This is a genomic window from Oxalicibacterium flavum (assembly GCF_014635065.1).
Classification (GTDB): Bacteria; Pseudomonadota; Gammaproteobacteria; order Burkholderiales; family Burkholderiaceae_D; genus Oxalicibacterium; species Oxalicibacterium flavum.
On record NZ_BMCG01000004.1, the window covers coordinates 215,617 to 239,725 of the forward strand.

The 24,109-nt window shown below is 59.7% G+C and carries 26 protein-coding genes; 15 read left to right on the forward strand and 11 right to left on the reverse strand.

The window, feature by feature from the left end; genetic code table 11:
• The first annotated feature begins 1 nt into the window (after position 1).
• The 6 genes from IEV38_RS11370 (at position 2) to IEV38_RS11395 (ending at position 6,645) form a co-directional block, all read left to right on the forward strand.
• Entirely contained in the window at positions 2–2,470 is a 2,469-nt protein-coding gene (locus IEV38_RS11370) for a TonB-dependent siderophore receptor (protein WP_188396325.1), read from the forward strand.
• Between the two features lie 419 nt (positions 2,471–2,889).
• The gene (locus tag IEV38_RS11375; protein ID WP_188396326.1) at positions 2,890–4,530 is read left to right on the forward strand and encodes a PepSY-associated TM helix domain-containing protein; all 1,641 of its coding nucleotides are present in this window, start codon (positions 2,890–2,892) and stop codon (positions 4,528–4,530) included.
• A gap of 58 nt (positions 4,531–4,588) precedes the next feature.
• The gene (locus tag IEV38_RS11380) at positions 4,589–5,230 is read left to right on the forward strand and encodes a nickel uptake transporter family protein (RefSeq protein WP_188396327.1); all 642 of its coding nucleotides are present in this window, start codon (positions 4,589–4,591) and stop codon (positions 5,228–5,230) included.
• 31 nt (positions 5,231–5,261) lie between these two features.
• A complete protein-coding gene (locus IEV38_RS11385; RefSeq protein WP_188396328.1) occupies positions 5,262–5,591 on the forward strand; it encodes an iron transporter in 330 nt (109 codons plus the stop codon).
• Positions 5,592–5,603: 12 nt separating this feature from the next.
• On the forward strand, positions 5,604–5,960 hold the full coding sequence (locus IEV38_RS11390) for a DUF3325 domain-containing protein (RefSeq protein WP_188396329.1): 357 nt from the start codon (positions 5,604–5,606) through the stop codon (positions 5,958–5,960).
• 55 nt (positions 5,961–6,015) lie between these two features.
• Positions 6,016–6,645, forward strand: coding sequence for a hypothetical protein (locus IEV38_RS11395; protein WP_188396330.1), 630 nt, complete (start codon positions 6,016–6,018; stop codon positions 6,643–6,645).
• 41 nt (positions 6,646–6,686) lie between these two features.
• Here the strand turns inward: IEV38_RS11395 and IEV38_RS11400 are convergent, their stop codons facing one another.
• A complete protein-coding gene (locus tag IEV38_RS11400) occupies positions 6,687–7,283 on the reverse strand; it encodes a DUF2242 domain-containing protein (RefSeq protein WP_188396331.1) in 597 nt (198 codons plus the stop codon).
• 174 nt (positions 7,284–7,457) lie between these two features.
• Here IEV38_RS11400 and gpmA point away from each other — a divergent pair, with 174 nt between their 5' ends.
• Positions 7,458–8,180 (forward strand): 2,3-diphosphoglycerate-dependent phosphoglycerate mutase, encoded by a 723-nt coding sequence (gene gpmA / locus IEV38_RS11405; protein ID WP_188396332.1) that lies wholly within the window; start codon positions 7,458–7,460, stop codon positions 8,178–8,180.
• Between the two features lie 28 nt (positions 8,181–8,208).
• On the opposite strand, the gene IEV38_RS11410 is transcribed toward gpmA, so the two are convergent.
• The 3 genes from IEV38_RS11410 to IEV38_RS11420 form a co-directional block, all read right to left on the reverse strand.
• A complete protein-coding gene (locus IEV38_RS11410) occupies positions 8,209–8,697 on the reverse strand; it encodes a GFA family protein (RefSeq protein ID WP_188396333.1) in 489 nt (162 codons plus the stop codon).
• A gap of 82 nt (positions 8,698–8,779) precedes the next feature.
• Positions 8,780–9,577, reverse strand: a complete 798-nt coding sequence (locus IEV38_RS11415; RefSeq protein WP_229729004.1) for a hypothetical protein — start codon at positions 9,575–9,577, stop codon at positions 8,780–8,782.
• 183 nt (positions 9,578–9,760) lie between these two features.
• Entirely contained in the window at positions 9,761–10,186 is a 426-nt protein-coding gene (locus tag IEV38_RS11420; RefSeq protein WP_188396335.1) for a hypothetical protein, read from the reverse strand.
• A gap of 71 nt (positions 10,187–10,257) precedes the next feature.
• Here IEV38_RS11420 and oxlT point away from each other — a divergent pair, with 71 nt between their 5' ends.
• The 6 genes from oxlT to pncB all read left to right on the forward strand — a co-directional run bounded on the left by oxlT (position 10,258) and on the right by pncB (position 15,380).
• Positions 10,258–11,595, forward strand: coding sequence for an oxalate/formate MFS antiporter (gene oxlT / locus IEV38_RS11425; RefSeq protein WP_188396336.1), 1,338 nt, complete (start codon positions 10,258–10,260; stop codon positions 11,593–11,595).
• A gap of 255 nt (positions 11,596–11,850) precedes the next feature.
• Complete coding sequence (locus IEV38_RS11430; RefSeq protein WP_188396337.1) at positions 11,851–12,690, forward strand: undecaprenyl-diphosphate phosphatase; 840 nt, start codon at positions 11,851–11,853, stop codon at positions 12,688–12,690.
• Between the two features lie 127 nt (positions 12,691–12,817).
• Positions 12,818–13,096 (forward strand): hypothetical protein, encoded by a 279-nt coding sequence (locus IEV38_RS11435; protein ID WP_188396338.1) that lies wholly within the window; start codon positions 12,818–12,820, stop codon positions 13,094–13,096.
• A 97-nt stretch (positions 13,097–13,193) separates the two neighbouring features.
• Complete coding sequence (locus tag IEV38_RS11440; protein WP_188396339.1) at positions 13,194–13,535, forward strand: zinc ribbon domain-containing protein YjdM; 342 nt, start codon at positions 13,194–13,196, stop codon at positions 13,533–13,535.
• A gap of 113 nt (positions 13,536–13,648) precedes the next feature.
• Positions 13,649–14,176, forward strand: a complete 528-nt coding sequence (locus tag IEV38_RS11445; protein ID WP_188396340.1) for an SET domain-containing protein — start codon at positions 13,649–13,651, stop codon at positions 14,174–14,176.
• Positions 14,177–14,192: 16 nt separating this feature from the next.
• Positions 14,193–15,380 (forward strand): nicotinate phosphoribosyltransferase, encoded by a 1,188-nt coding sequence (pncB, locus tag IEV38_RS11450; RefSeq protein WP_188396341.1) that lies wholly within the window; start codon positions 14,193–14,195, stop codon positions 15,378–15,380.
• A gap of 169 nt (positions 15,381–15,549) precedes the next feature.
• On the opposite strand, the gene IEV38_RS15480 is transcribed toward pncB, so the two are convergent.
• The 7 genes from IEV38_RS15480 to IEV38_RS11480 form a co-directional block, all read right to left on the reverse strand.
• Complete coding sequence (locus tag IEV38_RS15480) at positions 15,550–15,999, reverse strand: ASCH domain-containing protein (RefSeq protein WP_503826656.1); 450 nt, start codon at positions 15,997–15,999, stop codon at positions 15,550–15,552.
• Positions 15,986–18,148, reverse strand: coding sequence for a GNAT family N-acetyltransferase (locus tag IEV38_RS11455; RefSeq protein ID WP_188396342.1), 2,163 nt, complete (start codon positions 18,146–18,148; stop codon positions 15,986–15,988). Before IEV38_RS11455 ends, IEV38_RS15480 begins: the two co-directional genes overlap by 14 nt.
• An 82-nt stretch (positions 18,149–18,230) precedes the next feature.
• Positions 18,231–18,809 (reverse strand): sugar O-acetyltransferase, encoded by a 579-nt coding sequence (locus IEV38_RS11460; protein ID WP_188396343.1) that lies wholly within the window; start codon positions 18,807–18,809, stop codon positions 18,231–18,233.
• A 70-nt stretch (positions 18,810–18,879) separates the two neighbouring features.
• Positions 18,880–19,206 (reverse strand): antibiotic biosynthesis monooxygenase family protein, encoded by a 327-nt coding sequence (locus IEV38_RS11465; protein WP_188396491.1) that lies wholly within the window; start codon positions 19,204–19,206, stop codon positions 18,880–18,882.
• A 14-nt stretch (positions 19,207–19,220) separates the two neighbouring features.
• Complete coding sequence (locus IEV38_RS11470) at positions 19,221–19,862, reverse strand: FMN-binding negative transcriptional regulator (protein ID WP_188396344.1); 642 nt, start codon at positions 19,860–19,862, stop codon at positions 19,221–19,223.
• A 7-nt stretch (positions 19,863–19,869) separates the two neighbouring features.
• A complete protein-coding gene (locus IEV38_RS11475; RefSeq protein ID WP_188396345.1) occupies positions 19,870–20,187 on the reverse strand; it encodes a DMT family transporter in 318 nt (105 codons plus the stop codon).
• Positions 20,188–20,291: 104 nt separating this feature from the next.
• On the reverse strand, positions 20,292–20,591 hold the full coding sequence (locus IEV38_RS11480) for a TehB family protein (RefSeq protein WP_188396346.1): 300 nt from the start codon (positions 20,589–20,591) through the stop codon (positions 20,292–20,294).
• 204 nt (positions 20,592–20,795) lie between these two features.
• On the opposite strand from IEV38_RS11480, the gene IEV38_RS11485 reads away from it, so the two are divergent.
• Together IEV38_RS11485 and IEV38_RS11490 are read left to right on the forward strand one after the other, a co-directional pair.
• Positions 20,796–23,066, forward strand: coding sequence for a DEAD/DEAH box helicase (locus IEV38_RS11485; RefSeq protein WP_188396347.1), 2,271 nt, complete (start codon positions 20,796–20,798; stop codon positions 23,064–23,066).
• Positions 23,067–23,098: 32 nt separating this feature from the next.
• Positions 23,099–24,103 (forward strand): 2-hydroxyacid dehydrogenase, encoded by a 1,005-nt coding sequence (locus IEV38_RS11490; RefSeq protein ID WP_188396348.1) that lies wholly within the window; start codon positions 23,099–23,101, stop codon positions 24,101–24,103.
• Positions 24,104–24,109 lie beyond the last annotated feature (6 nt).

The following is a 24,109-nucleotide window of genomic DNA, read 5'->3' on the forward strand; positions in this document are numbered from 1 at the left end:
TATGTCACGTCACTTCCCGCGCACTGCCGAACGCCGCTTCTCCGAGCGCCGTGTTTCGCGCGCCGTTCGCATCGCTCTGTTCGGCATGGCCGTCGTCGCCACGGCCGTCACTGTCGGCCTTACACCCGTCCATGCGGCCGGTGCGCCGCTCGACAGCGCCGTCGTTCATGCCTATAACATCCCGGCCGGCCCGCTGGGCCGCAACCTGTCCAACTTTGCCGCGCAGTCCGGCGTCGCGCTGTCCTTCGATCCCGCGCTGACCGCCGGCCTCACCAGTCCGGCGCTGTCCGGCAGCTATTCGCCGCGCGAGGCGATCGGCCGCCTGCTCGCCGGCAGCGGGCTCGAAGTCGTCACGCGCGCCGACGGCAGCTATACGTTGAAGAAGGCGGCGGAAGAAGCGCCGCGCGAAAGTTCGACGCTGCCGGCGGTGCAGGTAATGGCCGACGTGCTGGGCAGCACCACCGAAGGGACCGGCTCCTATACCACTGGTGCCGCCAGCACGGCGACGCGACTGAACCTGTCGCTGCGCGAGACGCCGCAGTCGGTCAGCGTGATGACGCGCCAGCGCATGGAAGATCAAGGCTTGACGCAGTTGCAGGATGTGGTGGCGCAGACGGCGGGTCTGGTCATTTCGCAAGGCGGCAATGCGGGATCGGATTCCAGCCCGATCTATTCGCGCGGCTTCCAGGTGGAGAACTATCAGATCGACGGCGTCGGCCAGGTCTATGGCGGCTACAACGGCATCTTTCAGACCAACGACATGGTCTTGTATGACCGGGTCGAGGTGGTGCGCGGCGCGACCGGCCTGATGAACGGCATCGGTACGCCAAGTGCGACGATCAATCTGGTGCGCAAGAAACCGACTTCGCAATTCCAGGCAATGGCGCGCGTGGAGGTCGGATCGTGGGATTACTACCGGGCAGAGGTGGATGTCTCGAGCACGCTCAACGAAGCCGGTACGGTGCGTGGTCGCCTGATCGCAGCGGTACAGGACAACGATTCCTACATCGACCGCCTGCACGAAGAGAAGAAGATCGTTTCCGGCATCGTCGAGGCGGACATCGGCCCTTCGACGCTGGCCACGGTTGGATTCACCTATCAGAAGCATGACGCGACCGGCCATGCGCGCGCAGGCTTGCCGGCCTATTACGCCGATGGCGGCCGCATCCAATGGTCACGTTCGGCATCGGCGGCGGCTTCCTGGGCCTACTCTGAACGCGAAATGCAATCCGTGTTCGGTTCGATCGAACATCAATTTGCCAATGACTGGATGGTCAAGGGCACATTGAGCTACGCGCAAAGCAAGTATGACGAAGTGCTGGGTTATGCGGCTGCCTATTACCCGACCCAGTTCCCCGATCGCGCAACCGGTGCCAACGTCGATCTGTGGGCTGGCCGTTGGGCGGGACAGCCGATACAGACCAGTCTCGATTTGTATGCGACCGGGCCGTTCGAACTGTTCGGCCGCAAGCATGACCTGGTACTGGGTGCGACGTCTTCCTATACGAGGGACAGCACCGTCGGTTACGACCTGTGGTGGATCGGCACCTGGGACCCGTCCATCGGCAACATCTTCAACTGGGATGGCAACACGCCGGCCGCACCATACAACCCGGCAAACAGCGATATCGTCACCTCCGAGCGCATCACCAGCGCCTACACCACGGCGCGCTTCAAACCTACGGACCGGTTGTCGGTCATTCTGGGTTCACGGATAACCAACTGGGCAAACGATTCCCGCTACGAGCGCAACAAGGTCACGCCATATGCGGGCCTTGTGTACGACCTGAGCCAGGACTGGTCCACTTACGTCAGTTACACCGACATCTTCAAGCCGCAGAGTGCACGCGACATCAACAACAACTTCATCGATCCGCTGCTCGGCAGCAGTTATGAAATCGGCGTGAAGGGCGAACTGTTCGACAAGCGGTTGAACGTCGGTGCCGCTATCTACAAGATCAAGCAGGATAATCTTGCCGTGACGATCGTGCCGAATGTGCCGGTTACCGGCGGCAATGCAGTCGAGGCGGTATCCGGCACCACCACCAAGGGCATCGAGTTCGAAGTCGGTGGCGAGCTGGCGAAGAACTGGCAGGGTTCGGCCAGCTTTGCGCGAAACATCTCCCGAGATCGGGACGGCGTCTCGCTGAACACGGATGTTCCCCAGAACACCGTCAAACTGTTCACCACCTACCGCATGCCGCAAGTCGGTGGAGGATTGACGATCGGCGGCGGTGTGCGCTGGCAAAGCGCCTTGTACAGCGATAATCAGGGACCGGCGGGTGACCAGCGCTTTACGCAAGGTGCCTATTCGGTGGTCGACCTGATGGTGCGCTATCAGATCAACAAGCAACTGTCCGCAACGGCCAATTTATATAACGCGTTCGATAAATGGTATTACACGGGTACCGGCAATACCTACTATGGTGCACCGCGCAGTCTTCGCGTTTCCCTGGATATGCGCTTCTGATGTCTTTTGCGTAAGGGCCGTCGAACTGCGACGTTCGATGGCCCTTTTCATTTCGCTGACTTGTTGATGCGAATGGGAAACCAGCTTGCCTCTGTGGGATGGCCTCTCCGCAGGTCAGATGTCAAGTCTGCACGGGCGGCCCTATACCCTTTGGAGTGCCAAATGAGATTTATTATCATTTTCGTGAGATTTCAGCGAAAATAGCGGGCGCGGAACAGGAGATTTGCCCGAATCCTGGCCCTTTTTTGATTCTCGTTGGTCATAGTTAACAGGAGCAGTGTGATTTGCTCCTCCCCGCCGGCAATTGCCGGCGTTTTCAAATGGTGCAATGTGTTGACGTGGATGCTTTCTTCGATGGTTGATCCTTTCCTGCCCTGTGCGGGAAGGGCCGTATGCACGCGTCGGTTCGAGGAGCGCGCATGAAGGAAGGTTTTCGCCAGTGCATGGCATGGCTGCATACCTGGACTGGGCTGGTGGTCGGCTGGGTCCTGTTCTTTGTTTTCGTGACCGGTACTGCCGGCTACGCGACCTATGAGCTCGACCGCTGGATGCGGCCTGAACTGCCGCTGGCCGCACCGTCGCAGGTCAAGCCGGCCGAGGCGCTGACAAAGGCCGAAGCCTTCCTCGAGGAACGCGCCAAGGACGCCAGTACCTGGACCATCGTGCTGCCGGGCGACCGGTCGCAGCCCAACCTCGGCGTGTTCTACCAGTCGCCGCCCAAGGAAGGCGAGGGGCGGCGCGGACGCTTCAGCCGCGCCACGCTGGATGCGGAAACCGGCGAAGAGATCAAGCTCGAGCAGGTGCGCGAGACCGGCGGCGGGCATCTGCTCTACCGCATGCACTACAGCCTGCACTACATTCCCTACGATGTCGCTTTCCGCCTGGTCGGCGTCTGCACCATGCTGATGTTCATGGCGATCATCAGCGGCGTGATCACGCACAAGAAAATCTTTGCCGACTTCTTTACCTTCCGTCCCGGCAAGGGGCAGCGCTCGTGGCTGGATGCGCACAACCTCATCAGCGTGATGGCACTGCCGTTCTTCGTGATGATCACCTACAGCGGACTGATGTTCTTCATGTTCCAGTACATGCCGCTGGGCGTGGCGGGCGTCTATGGCAAGGGCGAGGAGAATGCGCAGAAGTTCTACGAGGTGCTGTATCCGCAGCGCGCGGGTGGCCAGAAGGATGCGCAGGCCGCAGGGCGCGCGCCGCTGTTGCCGATGCTGCAGGAAGCCGAACGCCGCTGGGGTCCGGGACAGGTGCAGCGCATCAGTATCCGTCAGCCGTATCTGGAAGGCAGCGAGACCACCGTATCGCGCATCGGCACGACTACGGTCGGCCGTTCGTCGGAACTGAAGTTCGATGGCGTCAATGGCAAGCTGACCGGCGTGGACGAGCCGCAGTCCAATGCCCGTGAATTCCAGGACGTGATGTTCGGCCTGCACGAAGGCCGCTTCGCCGGGCCGCTGCTGCGCTGGCTGTACGTCGCGAGCGGCTTGCTGGGCGCGGCGATGATCGCAACCGGGCTGGTGCTGTGGACGGTCAAGCGCAAGGTCAAGCAGGACAAGCTGGTCAAGGCGGGCGAGAAGCGCGAGTTCGGCTTCCGGCTGGTCGAGTGCCTGAACATCGGCACCGTCGCCGGCCTGCCGTTCGCGATCGCCGTCTATTTCTGGGCCAATCGCCTGCTGCCGGCTGCGATGGAAGGCCGCCGCGCGTGGGAAGTGCATGCCATGTTCATCGCCTGGGGTTTGACGTTGCTCTATCCGGCCTTCCGCTCGTCTATGCGTGCCTGGATCGACGAGCTGTGGCTGACTGCCGGCGCCTTTGCGCTGCTGCCGGTGCTCAATGCCCTGACCACCTATCGCCATCTTGGCGTGACGATTCCGGCCGGCGACTGGTCGCTGGCCAGCATCGATCTGACGCTGCTGGCGCTGGGTCTGTTCTTCGCACTGGCGGCGCGCAAGGTGCAGCGCAAGCTGGCGGCCACGCCGCCGGTCAAGGCGGCGGCACCGAAGAAGACAGCGCCGGTTCCCGATGCGCCGCCAGAACCCGCATCGTGACCATTGCATGACTTTCGCAGGACTTCCCGTTTTAAACCAATCAGAAAGGAACCGTTCCATGATCAGGAAACCGCTTGTTACGCTGTTGCTGTCCGTTTTTGCCATCGGCGCCCAGGCGCACCAGGTGTGGGTCGAGCGCGATGCGACCGGACCCGCCAAGATTTACGTCGGTGATGTTGACGGCGATCGCGATGAGGGCGACGACGTCAAGAAGCTCGAAGCGACCACGCGCGTGTTCGGTACCGATCCCAAGAAGACCGTCAAGGTGGTGGCCAAGCATGGTCACCTGGAAGCGGATGCCGGCAAGGGCGACGTGCGCCTGATCAACGACCAGGTCTGGAAACCGTGGAAGAACAAGGACGGACAGCTGCAGGCTGCGGTCTTCAACTCGCGCGCCGGCCGTACCGAGACTTCCGCCGCGCTGGATTTCGAGCTGGTGCCGGTCGCCGCCAACAGCAATACCTTCACGCTGCTGTTCAAGGGCAAGCCGCTTGCCAACAAGAACGTAACGATCGTCAATCCCGAGCAATGGACCAAGGGCTTCAAGACCGATGATGCCGGTCGCATCGACGTGCCGGTGGCAGGCAAGGGCCGCTACATCCTGATGAGCAGCCACGAACTCAAGGGCGATGCGGAAGTCGGCGGTGAAAAGGTGCAGAAGCTGTCGTACACGACGACGCTGAGCTTCGTCGCAGAGTAATCGCATTGCGCATCACTTCCACGGGGCAGGCATGAGCAAGACAGGTTCGGGCAAGGCGGCAGCCGATAGCGGCGCGGGTTATCGCTGGATGGTGGCGTCGCGGGTGGTCGCCGGTTTCATCGGCGGCTATCTGCTGGCGTCGCTGGCGACCGTGGTGCTGGCGCTGCTGCTGCCGCGCGTGTCGGATACCTCGCAGGCCGAGGCATTGCTGATTGCCACCCTGTGGAGCTTTGCGCTCTATGCCGTGATCGTCATCTGGACTTTCACCACGCGTAGCGCGACACGCGCCTGGGTCGGCATTGGCGCATGCGGCGCGGCGCTGTCGCTGGCGTGGCTGCTGTTGCGCGCACTGTCCAACTAGGTGGACGCATCCATGACTTTCATTGCAACCCTGATGGCGGCGCTGCTTTGCTATGCCGCCATGTCTTCCCTCAGCCTGGCGATGGATCGCCATTACGAACAACTGACCAGCCAGCGCGAGGTGCCGGCAGCGCGTCGTCGCGTCTTCCGCATTGCGGGCTGGACGCTGCTGGTGCTGTCGGCTGCCGCCTGCATCCGCATCTGGGACATCGGCATCGGGCTGACGGTCTGGTTCGCGCTGTTGATGACTGCCGCGCTGGCGGTGGCTTGCGGCATGACCTATGTGCCGCGTGTGGCGGTGGCGATCTCGGTGGCGGCAATGCCGCTGGGGCTGCTCGGTTTCGGCACGGTGTGGGCACTCGGACTGTGAGTCGGTCTGGCCGTTTGCTGCCGGTTTTCCAATTACTTTTTCTGCAGGACTCGTCATGCAATTTTCTTTTTCCTCGACCATTCTCCCAACCCTGGGTTTTGCGCTGGCGGCGCTGTCGTCGGTCGCTCATGCCGATTACGTCTGGCTGGAACGCGATGCCAATGGCGCGCCGCATGCCTATGTGGGCGAACTCGCGGCTGACAAGCAGCCGCCCGCGAGCGTGACTGCGCCGCGTGCCTATCTGGCCGACGGCAAGGATCTGCCGGTCTCGGCGGTGGAGCAGGCGCTGGTGGTGGATACGAGCGCCGCGGGCGATGTGCGGCTGGTGACCAGCCGCGTCGGCGAGAAAGGCGTGCTCAATTACTATCAGGCACGTTACGGCCGCAGCGAGACCAAGGCGGTCAACGATCTGGAACTGGTGCCGACCGAACCCAACGGCAATACCTTCAAGCTGGTCTGGAAGGGCAACACGGTAGCGGCATCGCAGGTCAATGTGGAAACCTCGGCCGGCTGGTCGCGCGTGCTCAAGCCCGCTGCCGACGGTACGGTGACCTTGCCGACGCAGTTCCCGGGCCTGTATCTGCTGGAAGTGACGGCACGCGTCAACGGTTCGGTCACGGTTGACGGCAAGAAGTACGACGACGTGCGCCACACCGCCACGCTGACCTTCGACGTCAAGAACTGATCGGGCCGGCAGCGTGCCGCACGGTCACGCTGCCTCCATCCCTATCGCTCGGGAAACTCCGCAGTCACCGGTTGCTGCGGGGTTTGCTGATCGGCATTGGCGGGAATTTCGGTGCTGTAGGTGCCGAGGAATTTGCCGACCAGATTGAAGAAGCTTTCATAGAATTTGCCGACCGAGATCGTCTCGCTGCCGACCTTTACCAGCGAGTCGTCGCTCGACGAGAACGGCAGCGACACCGAGCCGAGCGCCCCCACGCCCAAGCTGGCAGCGCTGTTGACCTTTTTCAGTGCGTAGCGGTCTTCCAGCGCATTGACGAACATCGAGCTGGCCTTGCCGTCCGCGCCATCTTCCGCGCACACCACCCGAAACGCGATCTGCACGTGGGCATCGGCCTGCGGCTGGAAATTCTTGCGCGCATCGATCTGGGTCGAGGTAAAGGCGCTGATCACGTAACCCTGGCTCAGCAGCGTACGGCGCGCCGCCTCGCAGGAGGTGGCGGCAGGAAAGGCGTAGTTGCGCGAATAGACGCCGGCGGAATCGAATTTTTCCGTTTCGTAGGTGCCGGTCGGCATGGAGCGGCAGCCGGCGAGGGCGAGCAGGACCGTGACCGGCAACAGAAGGCGCAAGTGGGATGCCATGGAATTCCTCTGAATCAGGAAGGGATGGACTGCATGTCCGCCGGAAAATTCCCATTATGTCGGATTCCCGCAGTGCGCTGGAAGAGAATGGCCCCATCGCCATTGCTGGCAATTTATGCATCGTTTCTCCGAATCTCGGTTAATCTTCACCCTTTCGCTTGAGAAGAGAAAAAGATGGGCAATCTTGTCATCGTTCGCCACGGCGAGTCGCAGTGGAACTCGCAGAATCGCTTTACCGGCTGGACGGATATCGACATGACGGAAAAGGGCGTTCAGCAGGCGCGGTGCGCGGGACGGGCGCTGGCACAGGCGGGCTATCGCTTCGATCTCGCGTTTACCTCGGTGCTGAGGCGCACGATCCGCTCACAATGGCTGATTCTCGACGAGATGGATCTGATGTTCATTCCGACCGTCAGCCACTGGCGTCTCAACGAACGGCACTATGGTGCGCTGACTGGCCATACCCGTGCCGAGATCATCGAACGCTTCGGCGAGGAGCAGGTGTGGCAGTGGCGCCGCGGCTATGCGAGCCGGCCACCGCTGATGGCAGATGACGATGCGCGCGCGCCAGTGCGCGAATCGCGCTATCGCGCCGTCGATCCGGCCTTGCTGCCGCTGGGCGAATCGCTGGAAGACACGGTGGCGCGCGTGCGCGTGTTCTGGCACGAGGCGATCGAGCCGGTGCTGCGCCAGGACAGGGATGTGCTGATCTGCACGCATGGCAACAGCCAGCGCGCGCTCGTGCGCCTGCTGGAGCCGGCCATGGCCGACGAGGAAGTGGCGCGGTTCGATGTGCCTAACGGCGTGCCGCTCGTTTATCGCTTGAACAGCGACCTTGCGGTGCTGGACCGCCACTCCCTGCAGATTCCGGAAGCCACCGTTTCTGCGTTGCTCTGATCGATCTTCCCGCCGCGCATGGCGGGCTTCAGTCGGTCAGCATGCCGTGGCGCACGTGCCAGTCGGCCAGCGATTCCTCCGGATAGGCGCCGAATCGCAAGTCCTTGCGGCCGCCTTCCACTTCCACCCATTCCGGTTTGAAATCCAGCATCAGGTGCGTATGTTCGGGTGCCGCCGGTAACGGTGTATCGATCGCCGAGGCAAACGGATGTACGAGCTCGGGCCAGTCGGGATCGAACAGCCACAGACCGCTGCCACAGCGCTGGCAGAAATGGCGCTCGGCGCCGCTGGCGTGGTTGGGTTTGCCGTGCTCGCGCATCACTGCATGATAGACGGTGATGTCGTCCTTGCCGCTGATCTGCAGGGTGCGCGCGTCGCCGCCGATGTTGATGGCATAGCCGCCTCCGCCCTGCGTCTTGCGGCAGATCGAACAGTAGCAGCGCTGGTAGGGGACGGGCGTGACGCTTTCGAGCGAGAAATGCACGGCGCCGCAATGACAGGATCCTTCGAGTCGCATGATTGCCTCCGTCTTGAGGGCAAAGCTGCATGCTGCGCGCCGCCGGTGTCGCCTGCCGTGCGGTACGCCTCTTTCGGCTTCGCTATTCGAGGAATTCCTTCTTCAGAAAATCCTCCAGCGCATCGTTGTCGCGCAGCCGCGCCGACAGCGTGATGGTGCGTCCCAGGCGACGCGATTCCCATTGAAAATCGCCGCGTTCGGTCTGCCGGATGATCTCGATCATGCGCCGCACGATGGCGGTATCGACATCGCCACCGAGGCCGGCATCCACCTGGATCAACTGGCGCATGTTGGTGTTGCGCCGCGTGTTCCATCCGCGAAAGATGAATTCGGCGTTGCGCACACCCTTGTACGTGATCTGGAACACGCCGCCCGATTCGTTGCGTCCGCGCGCCTGTTTGTCCATCAACTCCTGCACGTTGGCGCGCGCAATGGCGCTGTCGTCCTGCGGTGCCGGCTGGCTGCTTTCCGGTTCCTGGATGCCGGCCGCGCGGCGCCGCTCGCGCGCGGCGTTGAGCATGTCGGTCATGTCCATCTGCGGATCGAATTTGCGTTCAGCTTGCGGGGCAGGCGGAATGCTGGCTTGCCGCGGTTCGCTTCTTTCGCTGGGCGGTTGCTTGCGCGCCACCGGGGGCGAAGGACGCTGGCGTACCGGTTTGTTGGGGCGCGGCGCCGGGGGAGCAATGACCGGACGTGGAGCCGGCTCGGAGGCGGGGGCCTTCGGCAGTAGCTGAACCTGCAGCGGCGCGGTGCCCGACTCGCCTGTTTCTGCCAGACGTGGCGGGGGCTGATCCAGGTAGAACAACAGGATCAGGGCATGGATCAGCAGGGAAAGCGCGAGGCCGAGATAGAAGCGGGCATTCGGGCTATCGGGAATCAATCGAAACTTCATCGACGGCGTGATGGCAAAACGAGTCTCATTATGGCTGCAGGGAAGGCGCTTGGCGCGCGGCCACCGCCTTTTTAGACGCTTTTTTCCATGTAAATTCCCATGTCATCACAAAAGCAAATAACAGATATTTACTTATGTTTGGTGATAGTGATTACTAACAAATGGCAAAAGTCAAGGAAATTTATAAGGGATATCACGTACATCAATACGTATAACTACGTATTGAGACCATAAGGGCAAATACGTATCGTCACGAAAACTTAACGTGAACCTAACCATTTCTTGAGATAAACATCTTCTTTTACCGCTTTGTTTTCCTGAACCAAGGGGCGCAAAACGGCAAGAGATGAACAGCGGGACTACCAGCAGGAATGGTTTTCCTGAAAGTGAGGTGAGTGATACGAATTGCAATACCCCTGCAATACCCCGCCGAAACATCCGCGTGATCGCTCGGCAGAAGGCGGAACGGCATTCGACCGGTCCATTCAATGGCTGCCTTTCAAACATCCTTGCGGACGTCTTCCAGTCGTAAAGACGAACAAATTTATTATCAATCGTCGTTCTCGAACCTTCAAGGTCGAAACGATCATTTGGCATGAGGAACATTATGGCAAGAGCAACACACTTCACGCTGGCGCGCGCGCCGCAGTTTCTGAAAGGAGCGCGTCATGGCTGAAACCGAACTCTCCGCATCGGCAATCCGTCCTGATCAACCGATCAAGGAAAGCACCCGCTGGCTCCAGCTGGTCGTTGGCGTCATCTGCATGGTGGCAACCGCCAACATCCAGTACGCATGGACCCTGTTCGTTCCTGAAATCCAGGGCACCTTCGGCTGGGCTCGCGCAGAGATCCAGATCGCCTTCACCATCTTCGTCCTGGTCCAAACCTGGCTCGCTCCGATCGAAGGCTTCTTCATCGATAAATTCGGCCCGCGTGTCATGGTCGCCTTCGGCGCCATCGGCATCGGTCTGGCATGGGTGCTGAACTCGCAAGCCACCACGCTGATGGGCTTCTACGTCGGCGCGGCAGTCGGTGGTATTGGCGTCGGCTGTATCTACGCTACCTGTATCAACAACGCACTGAAGTGGTTCCCTGATCGTCGTGGTCTGGCCGTTGGCCTGACCGCCGGCGGCTACGGCATGGGTTCGGCTGCGACGATCCTCCCGATCGCTGCCATGATCAAATCCGACGGCTTCCAGGAAACCTTCTTCTTCTTCGGTCTGCTGCAAGGCGGCCTGGCGTTCATCGCTGCATGGTTCCTGCGTTCGCCGAAGTCGCACGAGGTGAAGTCCTCGGCCAAGCTCGAGCAGTCGCGCCGCGACTACACGCTGAAGGAAGCAATGAGCACCAAGCTGTTCTGGCTCATGTTCTTCATGTTCATCATGGTCGTCACCGGCGGCATGATGGCAGTGGCACAGCTGGGCGTGATCGCACAGGATCTGGGCGTCAAGGAATTCGAAGTCGACATGTACTTCTTCACCATGGCTGCTCTGCCGCTGGCACTGATGCTTGACCGTATCATGAACGGTATCTCGCGTCCCCTGTTCGGCTGGATCTCGGACAACATCGGCCGTGAAAAAACCATGGTCATCGCGTTCACGCTGGAAGGCTTCGGCATCATCGCGCTCGGCTACTGGGGCCACAACCCGTACGCGTTCCTGATCCTGTCGGGTGTCGTGTTCCTGGCATGGGGTGAGGTGTACTCGCTGTTCTCGGCACTGGCAGGCGATGCCTTCGGTACCAAGCACATCGGCAAGATCTACGGCGTGCTGTACTGCGCCAAGGGTATCGGCGCACTGTTCGTCCCGATCGGCAACCTGATGATGGAAGCGACCGGTACGTGGTCCACGGTTCTCTATACAGTGGCGTGCATGGACTTGACTGCTGCGATCCTGGCGGTGGTGGCCCTGCGTCCGATTCTGGCGAAACACGTTGCCTACTCTGCAGACCTGCTGCAGAAGGAACGTGCTGCTGCCGGAGCGCAACCGACCCCGGCCAACGCCTAAGCTGCTTTAAACTCATTCGTCGCAAGTTTGGCGGGCTTCCTCGGAAGCCCGTTTTTTATTGGGGCGCGGCAAGGATGAGCTTTGCCTCTATATATAGAGCAACATACAAACGCTTACAAAAAAGCGCGCTTGCCGCAGGCGCGCTTGTCGAAATCCTTACATCGCCAAAGGCGCGCCGGTGTATATTGCCAAAGTTGAACTGTTCGCCCCCGGACGGCTCATAGTCATCAAACGTACATCACAGGTTCATCAAGCATGAGTTCATCCGTCGGCTGGGGAGAAGCCGCCTTTCTGGGTCTGATACAAGGTCTGACCGAGTTTCTGCCCATTTCCTCCAGCGCCCATCTGCGTATCCTCGGTCCCTTTCTTCCTTCCGGCACGGACGCTGGCGCAGCCTTCACCGCGATCGTGCAGATCGGCACCGAACTGGCGGTGTTGCTCTACTTCCGGAAAGACATCTACCGCATCGCCGCGACCTGGATCGCCGCGCTGTTCGACCCATCGATCCGCAAGGAGCCGGATGTGCGGCTCGGCTGGCTGGTGATCCTCGGCTCGATCCCGATCGCCGTGCTCGGCCTGCTGTTCCAGGATGCGATCGAAACCTACCTGCGCAACCTTTACCTCACCGCCACCATGCTGATTCTGTTCGGACTTGTACTCGGCGCGGCCGATCGCATGGCCAGCCAGAAACACACGCTGGAACAGATGACCTGGCGTGACGGCATCATCTTCGGCTTCGCGCAGGCGATGGCGCTGATTCCGGGTGTGTCGCGTTCGGGCGGCACCATCACCGCCGGCCTGCTGATGGGCTACACGCGCGAGGCGGCGGCACGCTATTCCTTCCTGCTCGCGATTCCGGCCGTGCTGGCTTCCGGCTTTTATCAACTCTATAAAAGCTGGGGCGTGGCCGGACCGGTCAGCCATGGCGCGACGGCACTGGCGGCAGCGATTTCCTTCGTGGTCGGTTATGGCGTGATCGTGGTGTTCCTGCGCATCGTCAGCAGCCGCGGCTACTGGCCGTTCGTCGTCTATCGGGTGTTGCTGGGCTTTGGCGTGCTGGCCTTGCTGGGGCTTGGTTATATCGCACCGGTCTGAATGCACTGCCGTGCGGCAACCGTGACCTGATACGGCTTCCCACATGCGGTCGTCCCGATGTCTGATTGTGGAAGACAGGCATCGGCGTACAGTGAGCAGTCGAGCTCAACCACATCAGGAGGCTGTCATGTCCGCCAACAAGAACGTCGTTCCCGTCACCAATGCAGAAGATGCCAAGGCCAACGACAAGCTGGAGCGCCCGCCTGCCGACCGGCCGGGCAACAACCTGCGCGCGCAAACGCATGCCAATACCATCTTCGACGACAAGCCGCAGCAGAAGGAACTGTCGGACGGTTCGACCGCAAACGATCGCAACAATCGCCTGCACAACAATCCGAACGACGTGACCGAGCGCGATCCGACGCGTTCGAGCGACAAGCCGCTGTCGGGGAAAATCCAGAAATAAGAATGTTGGTAGGGGCCGGGAAGCGCGCTTTCCGGGACTGCCCCGACCGGGGTTGTATACTGTTGGGCATTCCCGTTTCACTTTAGAAGAAGCCCGCATGAGCAACCTCCCCGCCTGTCCCCAATGCCAGTCCGAATACACCTATGAGGATGGCGCGCTGCTGATCTGTCCCGAATGCGCGCACGAGTGGTCGCCGCAGGCCGCAGCCGAAGCGACGGATGCCGCACGCGTCTATCGCGATGCGGTCGGTGCCATCCTGCAGGACGGCGACACCGTCACCCTCATCAAGGATCTCAAGCTGAAGGGCGGCGGCGGCACGCTGAAGATCGGCACCAAGGTCAAGAACATCCGCCTGGTCGACAGCGATCACGACATCGATTGCAAGATCGACGGCTTTGGCGCCATGAGCCTGAAGTCGGAATTCGTCAAGAAGGTATAAAAGAAGGTATAGGCCCGCGCGCGGGCAGTCGCGCCGCCAATGTACGCTGCCCGACACAAGGCTTGGTGGTTGGTCGGTAGAATCTGCCGGTAGCCTTCACAAAATTTGTCGTCATGCCTGCCTCGCGCAACAAGTCCGCCGGATCTCCCGCACTGCCTTCGTACGTCGTCAAGACCTCGCCCATCCATGGCCGCGGCGTCTTTGCGCGCCGTGCCATCGCGCCCGGCGATGCCATCATCGAATACACGGGCGAACGCATCGAATGGGACGAAGCCAACCGCCGCCGCGACGACGACGATCCGCTCAACCTCACCTATTTCTTCACGCTCAACGACGGCCGCGTGATCGACGGTGGCGTCGGCGGCAATGCGGCGCGCTACATCAACCACTCGTGTGAACCGAACTGCGAAGCCATCGAGTACGAGGACGGCAGCGTCTGGATACACGCGCTCTACGGCATCGCGCGCGGCGACGAACTCAGCTACGACTACACGCTGGTCTATGAAGGGCGGCACACGCCGGCCGTCAAGCGTGCCTTTGCCTGCCATTGCGGCACGCCGAGCTGCAGCGGTTCCATGCTGATGTCCAAGCGCTCGGCGCGCTATCGTGCCAATATGCGGCTGATGAACACGAAAGGTTGAGTCAACAAGGGGAACCATGAGCCGCATCGTCACCAGCCTGCTTGAAACCGATCTCTACAAGTTCACGATGTGGCAGGCGCTGCTGCACAGCCATCCCGACGCACAGGCGACCTATCGCTTCATCTGCCGCAACCAGCCCGCTTACCCACTCGCGCAACTGAAGGACGAAGTCGAACAGGAACTCGACCATCTCTGCACGCTGGCTTTCCGCGAGGAGGAGTTGAGTTACCTGCGTTCGCTGCGCTTCATCAAGAGCGACTTCGTCGATTTCCTCAGCGTGTTCCGCTACCAGCGGCGCTTCATCAGCGTATCGATCGATGGCGAACGGCTAGAAATTGTCGCCCACGGACCGCAGGTGCACGTGATGGGCTTCGAGATCCACGTGCTGGCGATCGTCAACGAACTGTATTTCCGCCGCTTCGACCAGCAGGCCGCACTGGCGGAAGGGCGCAAGCGGTTGGCTGCCAAGATCGCGCTGTTGCGGGATTTCTCGGAAGAACCGGTGCGTCGGCACCCGTTCGAATTCTTCGACTTCGGTGTACGTCGCCGCTTTTCCGCCGTCTGGCACGAGGAAGTCGTCGCCACGCTCGCGCGCGAACTGCCGCAGTTCTTCAAGGGCACGTCCAACGTCCATTTCGCGCGCCAGTTCGGTCTCGTGCCGATCGGCACCATGGCGCATGAATATCTGCAGGCCTACCAGGGCTTCGGTGTGCGGCTGCGCGATTTCCAGAAAGCCGCGCTCGAGGACTGGGTGCAGGAATATCGCGGCGATCTCGGCATCGCGCTGACCGACGTGGTCGGCATGGACGCCTTCCTCGCCGATTTCGATCTCTATTTCGCCAAGCTGTTCGACGGCTTGCGCCATGATTCCGGTGATCCGGTCACATGGGGCGAAAAGGCGCTCACGCATTATGCGAAGCTGCGGCTGGATGCGCACACCAAGCGCCTCGTCTTCTCCGATGCGCTGGACGTGCCGCGCGCTCTTTCCCTGTATCGTCACTTCGCCGACCGCACCGTGACCGGCTTCGGCATCGGCACCAACCTCAGCAACGATGTCGGCTACGAACCGCTAAGCATCGTCATGAAGCTGGTCGCCTGCAATGGCCAGCCGGTCGCCAAGCTGTCGGACTCGCCGGGCAAGGCGCTGCCGACCGACGAAACCTTCCTTGCCTATCTGCGGCAGGTCTTTCACAAGCATGATTGACGTTGTTGCGGCTTGCCGAGCGGCAAGGCATGCAACGCGCTGACACGGATTGACGCCACCGTCCGACAGATTTGCGCCGCGCATTTCCTATTATTCTGAAAACTACATTCAGCCAAGAAGATGCCATGAACCTGCCCGCACAGCCACAGACACCGCCTGGCAAGGAAGTCTATGGGTGTTTAAGTTTCTTTTTAAGTTTGAGAGTCGTTAGTAATGGATTGTCTTCATGTAGTCTTGTAAAGAATTGTGGCGGCTGAAAATCTGGATTTAATGATCGTAAGATATCAAGGGAGACTGGTGAGGAAATTCGCTCTGCACTTTCTAACGACAACGCGAACCCCTTCTCTACATTCTCGAAGTATTTAAAAAACTCTTTTCTATTCAAGCCGGAAATATTGGAGAATTTATTCCATAAAGTGGATGGCGCTAAGGAGTGACATTCCTTAACGATTGCCTTTCCCGCAATTGCGCCGATAGGGATTTTTATATAGATCCATACGATCGTGCCGACATCAACATGCATCTTTCGAGTTCTAAATTCGATTGCCTTATGACCGGAAAATATGTTTTCCGCATGTCGTTCTTCTAACGAAATTAGGATGTGACTAGCTGTTCTCACTGAAACCTGCCGAGATAATTTGTTGAAGTTGTGTATCGTTAATTGGTTTGGTAGTAATTAAATCTGACGGAAGTCCACAGCCAAGTCGTTTTAATATTTCGAGGGAGACAGGTTTAGGAAACGCGAAAAGATTGTCAAATGCTGTAACGGTTTTTTCTTCTGACTTGCCAATCGAGCTTAAAGTACTTTGTGAAAGTACAGACGGATCAAGATCGCCAGAATTAAGAATTTCTATGGGTTTTAAGTACGCTTGCTTAACTCTTGCGACGGCCACAATCGCACCTAACCCTCGTTTGCGCTGCGATTCATAAAATAAAATGAGAGCTCCTCGTTGAAAAAATTTTAATGTCCTTGGGTCACTAAAATAATGTTTTTCTTGATAAAGAGAAGCGCGCGAAGAGGGCAGCAGAGATCTTTGTTGTGAATGTCCTAGCAATAAATCTGAGAAAGATTTATTGATTGGACTAATAACAGATTTTCTTCCGGGAAGACAAAATAATGCTGGCGTTAGTAAAGTCTCCAGAGACTCGAAGGATAGATAGGATCTATTTCCATCGGGGGTAAATAGTTCCAGTTTTTGATCAATATTACGAAAACTCGGAACATTTTCTGGTAAGCGAAGATTTCCAATGTTCAGTAAATCTTTTCGACAGCTTTCCCAATTTTCAGGGGTGACTATTTTTCCCATCAAAAGTTTGCTCAAGGCTATAGGAGAGGATGTTCCCCTAAACCCTAACGATGCAGCAATTTCTCGCACATGAGATTGATGAGGTGGAAATTCCAATCGTATCTTTGCTGTTTGATTGACAGGTATTTGATGAAGAAAAGATGTCAAAAGAACGCGGGCGGCATTAAGCGCATTAGGAGAGGATTCATCAATCGCTACTTTTAGAAGTGTGCTGTTATTAGGGCCCCAAGGTGCTGAAGAAAAATAACCTATTAAACCCGACTCGCTCCACAAACCTTGCCGAACAAAGACTCGGTTGCTAGTATCTCCGCAGCCCCAATCGGAAGCTAGTGAACTACTTGGAACTTTTAATTTAGTTAGTAGATGATGAACAGCGTGTTCTTGACTCTCCTTGATTGGAGTTATGTATAACGGGTCAGAAGATGTTTCATAGCTATCTTCCGTTGAGCTGAAGTGACTCGCCTGTTTAAATGCAATAGGTGAAATTACTTCGATTTCGTACCTTTCCTTCAGCGCAACAGAAGCATTCAAAATGAAACTGTCATTGGTTATGAAGCCCGCTAATTTGTGTTGAATGGCGGTTACTAAGTGTATGAGATCGGAGTTGTCGTTATGAGTCAGGCTGTCGCTAAGGCTGCGTTCAGGAAATATGAGTTTTGCTAGATCATTTTGCAGTTGGCTCGATGTCTCACCTACCAACAAGGGGAACGTCGAAAAAATCCTTGTGTAAGCTTGCATTTGATCCGTTTGTCCGACTTTTGCAGTACGTTTCAGTTCTTCTCGAAGTTCAGAGCTAACCGCAAATTTGAAGCCACCTAAGCGTTCAGTTTGGAACAGGTCAACCGTTACGTCATTACGTGGGCGTCGGGGAGCCAAATCAAAAAGAACATTTAGATCCAACAAATATGTTGGGACTTCGTTATCGGTAACGTCTAGGCCAAGTGGGTTAGCTGTTGAGAGCCCGCTGGTGGGGAAAAGTTGTGGCGAGCGAAGTTCATGACTCCGTACCAAGATCGTTCTGTTTCTTGTTGCGCCACCTCGCTCGATTCTTTGAACGTAAAAATCCATTTTTTCCCAAAAAGCATTTGCTTGTAGATCTTCTGCTACTCGGGCACGAATCGAAATGTATTGGAACTGAGTCAGTTTTTCCTTTAACTGATTTAGAAGTGTGGTGGCAATGCCAAAATTCCGATATTGAGGTAAGGCTAGCATTTGTAGAATGCTAGCCTTAGGTGGACGACAGTCGAACAGTAAATGCCCCGCATATTCCCACTTTTTGTCAGTTGGCTGATGGATCGCTATATAGAGCTGATCCTTGCGAGCAAACTCATGAAAAACACGGGTGGCAAAGAAACCCAAGGCATCTTTGAATTGATCTGCACTTTCACTGGCTTTCGCTACAAAAGGAGCAGTGTCTGCATACTTTTCAAGGATGACGATTTTTATCTTTTTATCGGTCATTTCTCAGCTTTAAAAGGCACGGTTATAGTGTCAGTCAAAGCGTATGATGCCAGAAGACAACTTTGAGTCGTTGTAAAGTTTCCTAGTCGATATTCCGCACTACTTTCGCCGGATTCCCGACCACCACCACATTCGCCGGCACATCCTTCGTCACAACCGCGCCTGCGCCGATCACGCTGTTCTCGCCGACAGTCACGCCGGCGAGCACGATCGCGCCGCTGCCGATCCAGACGTTGTCGCCGATGACGATGGGCTTGGCGGCTTCGAGTCTTTTCCAGCGCAGCTCCGGCTCCACCGGATGCGTGGGCGTCAGCAGTTGCACGTTGGTGCCGATCTTGACGTTGCGGCCGATGGTGATGGGGGCGACATCGAGCGCGACCAGGCCGTAGTTGACGAAAGTGTCGTCGCCGACGTGCAGGAAGCGGCCGTAGTCGATGTAGAGCGGTGGGCGGATGTTGACGTTATTGCCGATGCTGCCCAGCAGTTTTTCGAGCACTTGGTTGCCGGCTTCGATGCTGACCGCGTACTGCGCCTCGAACTCGCGCATCAGCAGGTAGGCGCGCCGCTGTTCGGCGGCGAGTTCCTCGTCGTCGGCGGTGTAGAGTTCGCCGGCCTGCATCTTTTCAAGCTGGGTACGGGCGTTGTTGTCGTCTTGGGACATGCGGGGCTCCTTGTCGATGGATGTGTCATCGATAAGGGCGTGTTTTGCGCGGAAGGTTCCGTTGTGCGCGTCAGCCGGCGTTGGCAGGGCGCTGCATGCCGAGTGCCGGTTCACCGTATTCGCGCAGGACTTCGGAGATGACGACGCGATAGCCGTCGAGCCAGTTTGCCTGTGCGGCCTTGGCCTGCAGATGTGTCGGATGCTGCATCAGGGTCTGCAGAGCCTCCATCGATTCCCAGTAATAGACGTTGGCATAGAGTCTGGTGCCCGGGTTTTCCCATGTCTCTTCGCCGAGATAGCCGGGAATGTGCCTGGCTGCTTCGGCAATGGCCTGGTCGAGGCGATGGAAGTCGTGGTCGAACTGCTTCTTGCCGAAGATGAAGGTGGCGCTGTACATGGTGCGGGCCTGATTCATTTGTCTGCGGCAAGCGAGCGCGTCATGGCAATGGCGAGGTCTGCATCGCCGCGTTCCCGCAGAATGCGTGCCACGTTCTCGCGGTCGCGCGTTTCCTTGTTCTGGCCGAGCTTGGATTTGCCTTCGAGCCGCGTGATGCGGATCTCGAGTCCGACGATGGTAGCGAGCATGGCGGCCATGTAATCGTGCGGCGCGTCGGCCATGCGCCACGGGTGTTCTTCGCCGGTGCGTTCCTCGTGCGTGCGCGTGAGGCGGCCGACGATGCCGCGCAGGAATTTTTCGTCGTGATGGATGTGCAGCGTGCCGTGCGCATGCACGACCTGGTAATTCCAGGTCGGCACCTGGCGGTGCGTCTCGTGCTTGCTCGGATACCAGTTGGGCGAGATGTAGGCTTCCGGCCCGCGGAAGATGACCAGCACTGCGTCGCCGTCGCGGCATTTTTCCCATACCGGGTTGGCGCGCGCGACGTGCGAGGTCAGCACGCCGTGCCTGCCGGCCGCCGCATCGAAGGCGAACGGCAGGTGGTCGGCATCCAGTCCGTCGGTACTGCGCGTGACGAGGATGCCGAACGGATGCGCGGCGATCAGGCGGTGCATCTCGTCGGCGCGACTTTCGGTGAAATGGGCCGGCAGGTACATGGCGGTATCAGCTCGACGACAGTTTCATCAGCACCAGGCCGATGACGATCAGCGCCGCCGCCACCACGCGCATCGGGCTGGCGGCTTCGCCGAGCACGAAGATGCCGACCGCGAATGCGCCGACTGCGCCGATGCCGGTCCAGACCGTGTAGGCGGTTCCCAGCGGCAGGGTGCGCATCGAGATCGACAGCAGCACGAAGCTGGCGGTCATGAAGACGAAGGTGACGATGCTGGGAACGAGACGGGTGAAACCGGCGGACTGCTTCATGGAAAATGCCCAAACGACTTCGAGCACGCCGGCGATGACGAGATAGATCCAGGCCATGTGGCCCTCCTTGTGAAAGGCCGGGTCGTCCCGGATGCTGATTCCCGATATGGGGGAGGTCGTCCTCCTGATCCGGAATTATAGCGATTTGCCGGAATTTCCGGTTACGCCTCGTCGTCGAGCGCGGGCGGATGGTCGTAGAACTCGACCTGCATGCGCATGGCGCCCAGCGGTTCGACGTGATGAAGCTGGCCGGGCAGGACCAGTCCCGGGTGCTCTGGCGTGAGGACGGTTTCGGCCTGCGTCTCCTCGATCACGTAGCGCAGCCGTCCTTCGAGCACGCGGATGACGCCCCAGGTGCCGGCCTTGGTCTGGTGCGCGTTGCGGAGCTTGTCCGGCAGCGTGTGTTCGTCGAAGACGGGCGTGGCCTTGTAGAAACGGTCGGGTGGTTGGGGCGAGGACATGGCGTCTCCTGTCACGGTCGATACGCATACTGTAGCAGCCGGCTAGCGTCTCGGGAAAGGGCGGCGCCTGACGTCGCAAGGTGGATGCGGACTCCGGAGCTCCGGCACGACATATGTGCGCATGGACACGCCGCTGGATGGCGGCAAGGAGTAAACTGCCGCCATATCGTTCGCATCCCGCGAAGCGTGTTTCCGCGAGCAACCATGTCCGAATCTTCCCTCCCGCTGTTTTCCGATCTCAACCTGGGCGAGCCGCTGCTGCGCGAGCTGGCCGAACTCGGCTACGAAGCGCCGTCGCCTATCCAGGCCGCGACCATTCCCTTGCTGCTCGACAACCGCGACGTGCTGGGGCAGGCGCAGACCGGCACCGGCAAGACGGCCGCGTTTGCGCTGCCGATCCTGGCGCGTCTCGATCTGCGCCAGAAGACGCCGCAGGCGCTGGTGCTGGCACCCACGCGCGAACTCGCGATCCAGGTGGCCGAGGCGTTCCAGACCTATGCCAGCTATCTGCCGGGCTTCCATGTGCTGCCGATCTACGGCGGCCAGAGCTATGGCGTGCAGCTGAGCGCATTGCGGCGCGGTGTGCACGTGGTGGTCGGCACGCCGGGGCGCGTGATCGATCATCTGGAGAAGGGTTCGCTCGACCTGTCGGCATTGAAGACGCTGGTGCTTGACGAGGCCGACGAGATGCTGCGCATGGGTTTCATTGACGACGTGGAAACGATCCTGCAGCAGACGCCGGCCGAACGCCAGACCGCGCTATTCTCGGCCACCATGCCGGCCGCCATCAAGCGCATCGCCACCACCTACCTGCGCGATCCCGAGCAGATCACGGTCGCTGCCAAGACCGGCACCGCCGACAACATCCGCCAGCGCTACTGGCTGGTCAGCGGCATGCACAAGCTCGACGCGCTGACGCGCATCCTCGAGGCCGAAACCTTCGACGGCATGATCATCTTCGCGCGCACCAAGCTCGGTACCGAGGAACTGGCCAGCAAGCTGCAGGCACGCGGTTTCTCGGCCACCGCGATCAATGGCGACATGCAGCAGCAACAGCGCGAGCGCACCATCCAGCAACTGAAGGATGGCAAGATCGATATTCTGGTGGCGACCGACGTCGCGGCGCGCGGTCTCGATGTCGATCGCATCAGCCACGTCATCAACTACGATGTGCCCTACGATCCGGAAAGCTATACGCACCGCATCGGCCGCACCGGGCGCGCCGGTCGCAGCGGCGAGGCCATCCTGTTCATCTCGCCGCGCGAGCGCAACCTGCTGAAGCTGATCGAGCGCGCCACGCGTCAGCCGGTGGCGCCGCTGACGCTGCCGAGCGTGCAGGACGTCAACAACGTGCGCATCGCACGCTTCAAGCAGCAGATCGCCGACACCATCGCGGCCGGCGAGCTCGACAGCTACCAGGCCGTGATCGAGGATTACGAGCGCGAGCACAATGTACCGGCGCTCGAGATCGCCGCCGCACTGGCGAAGATCGCGCGCGGCGACGTGCCGCTGCTGCTGGACAAGAAGGCGAGTGCTATTCGCGAGCATGCCGACGAACGTCCTGCCGCCGGCACCCGCTTCGAACGTAGCGAACGCGGCGAACGCACGGAGCGCGCGCCCATGCCGCGCAAGGAGCGCATTCACCGCGAACCCGATCCCGGCATGGAAACCTTCCGCATCGAAGTGGGCCACATGCATGGCGTCAAGCCGGGCAACATCGTCGGTGCGATTGCCAACGAGGCGCAACTCGATGCCAAGCATATCGGCCGCATCGAAATCTACGACGACTACAGCACGCTCGACCTGCCGCAAGACATGCCGGACGATCTGCTCGCGCATCTGAAGAAAGTCTGGGTTGCCGGCCAGCAGATCAATATCAGCCGCGACAGCGAGGGTGCTGCCGTGCCGCCGGCCAAGCCGGCACGCAAGGAGAAGGCGGCTGTCAAACCATCCGTCATGGATCGTTTTGCGGCAGAGGAAAAGCCTGCACGCAAGGGACAACGCCATCTGCCGGACAGTCCGATTGCCGAAGACGCATTCGAAGAGGACGCTGCGCCCTCGAAGAAAGAGCGCGGCGAGCGCAAGAGCCAGGGGATGGCGATGGAAGCCTATCGCATCGAGGTCGGCCGCAATCATGGCGTCAAGCCGGCCAATATCGTCGGCGCGATCGCCAATGAAGTCGGCATGGATGCCAAGTACATCGGCCGCATCGAAATCTTCGACGACCACAGCCTGCTCGATCTGCCGCCGGGCATGCCGCCGGAAGTGTTCCGCCAGTTGCAGGGCGTGGTGGTCGCGGGTCAAAAATTGCGTATCAGTCCGTCCGGGGACCGCCGTCCGCAGGAGGTGACGCCGGCCAAGCGCATCGCGCTGACCGGACCCAACAAGGGCGGCGATCGCCGTGTGAAGGAAAAGCGCGGCGGCTATGAAGGAAATGTTCCGTTTCGCACCAGGTCGCCGCGCAAGGGCGGCTAGGCGGCCGGCAGGTCATCAGGGGAAGGACGATCATGAAGCTCACTCTGTTCGGTGCGCAACGCTACGATCGGGCTTTCTTCGATCGTGTCGGCCGCGCGCACTTTGCGCAGTGCGGCTACCGGATCGACTACCAGGAAAGCCTGCTGACCGAGGCCACGGTGGCGCTGGCCGACGGCAGCGATGCGGGCTGCGTCTTCGTCAACGATCAGGTGACGCGGACGGTGCTGGCGGGATTGAAGGAACTGGGCATCCGCATCGTGCTGCTGCGCTGCGCCGGCTACAACCAGATCGACCTGGTGGCGGCGCAGGAACTTGGCATTACGGTGGCGCGCGTGCCGGCCTATTCGCCGGAGGCGGTCGCCGAGCACACGCTGGCGCTGATCATGACGCTCAACCGCCATACGCATCGCGCCTTCAACCGCGTGCGCGAAGGCAATTTCTCGCTCGACGGCCTGCTGGGACAGAACCTGCACGGCAAGACGGTCGGCCTGATCGGCACCGGCAAGATCGGACTGGCGACGGCACGCATCTTCAGCGGCTTCGGCTGCCGCGTGCTGGGCAGCGATCCGGTCGAGGCGCCGGAATTCCTGGCTTGCGGTGAATACGTTGCGCTCGATACGCTGCTCGCGCAGTCCGACATCGTCTCGCTACACTGTCCGCTGCTGCCGGCGACACACCACCTGATCGATGCAGATACGCTGGCGCTGATGAAGCCGGGCGCCATGCTCGTCAATACCTCGCGCGGCGCGCTGGTGGATACGCGTGCGCTGATCGCGGCGCTCAAGTCGAGACGGCTGGGCGCGCTCGCGATCGATGTCTATGAGCAGGAAGGGCCGCTGTTCTTCCAGGATCGCTCGTTCGAGATCATCGACGACGAGGTGTTCCAGCGGCTGATGAGTTTCCCGAACGTGCTGGTGACCGGCCACCAGGGTTTCTTCACCGAAGAGGCGATGACCGAGATCGCGATGGTGACGCTGGGAAACCTGCAGGAATGGGAGCGAACCGGAAGCTGCACGAATCGGGTGCTGCCCGATTGACGCCGT